Annotated in this window: 3 protein-coding genes; all 3 read right to left on the bottom strand. The window is 49.4% G+C overall.

Annotated features, from left to right (window positions below; genetic code table 11):
* A partial coding sequence (locus AAF564_26485) for a sodium:solute symporter family protein (protein ID MEM8489122.1) occupies positions 1–1614 on the bottom strand: 1614 nt, incomplete at its 3' end.
* 180 nt (positions 1615–1794) lie between these two features.
* On the bottom strand, positions 1795–3015 hold the full coding sequence (locus tag AAF564_26490; GenBank protein ID MEM8489123.1) for an aminotransferase class I/II-fold pyridoxal phosphate-dependent enzyme: 1221 nt from the start codon (positions 3013–3015) through the stop codon (positions 1795–1797).
* Positions 3008–3302, bottom strand: a 295-nt coding sequence (locus tag AAF564_26495) for an OsmC family protein (protein MEM8489124.1), incomplete at its 5' end; no start/stop codon positions are given. The genes AAF564_26495 and AAF564_26490, both read right to left, overlap by 8 nt.

Consider the following 3302-nt stretch of genomic DNA (forward strand, 5'->3'; position numbering starts at 1 on the left):
ATGCACGATGTTCTGTCGAGACACCTCCAGCATCAGGTACGGGTTGGCTGCCGGCTGCTGGGCTGTGAACAGGGCCTGGAAGTTGGCCATATGCGCATGCTCTACCAGCCTCTGAATACACACATACATCCATACATTACATACCTTAAGTGGTTTCTTCAAATCCAGTCTGCCCACACTGAGCACTTGTGTGACAGTGTCATGCACGATGTTCTGTCGAGACACCTCCAGCATCAGCAGATACCCGGCAATGACCAGAGAAGAGACCATCGCCACGATTTCTGTATAGGCATTGATGCGCCACCAGAACCAGCGAAGGATATAAATGAGTCCAGTGCCTGCACCCAAAAGTAGCAACAGGTTGAACGCCTGCCCGGCATCAGTTAACATTAGACCGAGGCCAAGCCCGAGGAAGGTAGACAGCACTGTAAACAACCGGCCCGCCCAGACGAGCTCTTTCTGACTTGCCTCTGGTTTGATAAATCGCTGATAAAAATCGTTGACCAGATAGGAAGCACCCAGGTTTAATTGGGTCGACATGGTCGACATGAACGCGGCAATCAAAGAAGCCGCAACCAGTCCAAGCAGACCACTGGGTAAAAAAGTCAACATAGCGGGGTAGGCTACATCGTGGCCTAGTTTGTCAGCTGGTAGGTTGGGGAACGCTTCCTGAAGATCAGACAGATTAGGGAATACAACCAAAGAAGCGAGCGCAATCAAAATCCAGGGCCAGGGGCGAAGTGCGTAGTGTGCTGCGTTAAAAAACAGTGTGGCACCCATGGCGTTGGTCTCGTCTTTTGCCGAAAACATACGTTGCGCGATATAGCCACCGCCACCAGGTTCAGCACCTGGGTAATATGACGCCCACCACTGTACAGCTAAGGGCACAAAGAGAACGGGAATCCATACATTGGGGTCGGAGAAGTCTGGCATCAGGTCTAATTTGGTTGAAACTAGATCATTTGCAAGTAAATTTGATAGGCCGCCGACTTCGGGTAGGCCGAGTATATAAATACATGCCCATACGGAACCAATCATTGCTAGAATAAACTGGACAAAATCTGTGATGACGACAGCTCTTAACCCTCCAAGTGCGCTGTAAATTAATGTAATGGAGCCGGCAATGAGCAAGGTTTGCCAACCAGGCCAACCAAGGATTATTTCGCCAAATTTGATGCCTGCCAATGAGACTGCTCCCATCACCATCACATTAAATACAAGGCCAAGGTATAGCGCGCGGAAACCACGCAGAAAAGCAGCAGCTTTGCCGCTGTACCTCAGTTCGTAAAATTCAATGTCGGTCATGACTTCTGACCGTCTCCACAGGCGCGCATATACAAAGACCGTCAACATCCCGGTCAGTAGAAATGCCCACCATCCCCAGTTGCCGGCCACGCCACTTTCTCGCACCAGGTTAGTGACCAGATTGGGTGTATCAGAAGAGAAGGTGGTGGCAACCATGGAGACGCCAAGCAGCCACCATGGCATATTTCGGCCTGAGAGAAAAAACTCGGTGGTGCTGGAGCCGGCTTTTCGAGATACCCAGAGGCCTACGACCAATGAGAACACAAAAAAGGCAATGATAATGAGCCAGTCGATAGTGGCTAGTTGCATAACTTATGATGTTTGGTGGGTACGCTCTTTTTCGGCGACTACTTGTTTGGAGAGTGGAATGAGAAAGGGTGGCTTCATTCTGAATCTAAGCCTCAAGCCAAACTCCTTTCTCCTCACTTTCCCAAATGCCGGTAAACTCTGTTTATAGCGTAATTTGAAAGAGCAGCTTTATTAGCGTATTTACTGCGTAATTACTGTTTTTGCAACCCTACTTTCTTCGAGGGCCCGATTGATATCTCGTTTGATGTCATCCACATGCTCCAGGCCAACGGATACACGGATTAGACCAGGCAGTATGCCAACATTTAAACGATCCTCTTCAGAAAGTGAGCTGTGGGTGGTACTGGTGGGGTGGGTGGCAATGGTTCGCGCGTCTCCAAGGTTAGCTGTAAGGGATGACATTTGTAAGGCATCCAGAAACCGCCGGCCCTGTTCGATGCCACCTTTTACGATGAAGGTAACAACGCCGCCGCCCATTTTCATCTGTCTTCTGGCCAGTTCGTATTGTGGGTGGGAGGGATGATACGGATATTTAATCATTTCCACATCCTCATGATCATGCAGGAATTCAGCCAAGGCAAGGGCGCTCTGGGCATGCCTTTCTACACGCAACGCGAGCGTTTCCAGGCTTTTGCTGAACATCCAACCGTTGAAAGGCGAAAGGCAGGGGCCCGTGTGCCGGGCAAAAAAGCGGATCTTGTCAATATATTCCGGTTTACCCACGATAACACCGCCAATGCCCCGGCCTTGTCCGTCGATGTACTTTGTTGCTGAATGCATCACGATGTCGGCGCCAAAATGCATCGGTTTTTGCAAGATGGGTGTTGCAAAAATATTATCCACATACAGGATAATATCATGCGTTTTGCACAATTCAGACAACCATTTTAGATCGATTAGATCTAACGCCGGATTGGAGGGTGTCTCTATGTAGCAAAGACGCGTATTAGGCCGTATCAGGTTGCTCCAAGATTCAGGCTCTAGGATGGCGCCGTAACTGCTTGTGATGCCCCAGCGTGGCAGTACTTGCGTCAGAATCTGGTGTGTGGACCCAAAAACCGACCTGGATGCCAGAATATGATCGCCGGCATTCAACAACCCGGCGATACCCGTAAACACAGCCGACATGCCCGATGCGACGGCAAGGCCGTCCTCTGCATCTTCAAGCATGGTCATTTTGGCTACAAATTCGTCAACGCTAGGATTGCTGTATCGAGAATAGATGTTGCCATCAATTTCTCTGGCGAACATCGCCCGGGCTTGTTCTGCATTTTCAAACGAAAAGCTCGACGTCATATATATCGAGCTTGCATGTTCGCGATGTCCCGATGGTGGTGTTTGTATCCTGATAGCCCGCGTTTCCTCGTGGTGGTGGTCTGAATGGTGGGGAGAATCAGGCATAATCAACGGTATTCACGGTGTATGAGAAGGTGATTTCTGCACTAGACTCGATGGTTTTGGCTACGGAGCAATATTTTTCCAGGCTTAGTTCAATTGCTCGTTTCACCTTTTCACTATCGAGATCTCCATTTAACGTAAAATGTGCGTGCACTTTGGTAAATAGAGAAGGGATCTCACCTTCAGCGCGCTCAGCGGTTAAGTTGACGCTAAAGTGTTCGACATTTTGGCGTCCTTTCTTCAAAATGGAAAGAATATCGATCCCACTGCATCCGCCAAGACCCATGATG

The sequence above is a fragment of the Bacteroidota bacterium genome (genome assembly GCA_039111535.1).
GTDB lineage: Bacteria > Bacteroidota > Rhodothermia > Rhodothermales > JAHQVL01 > JBCCIM01.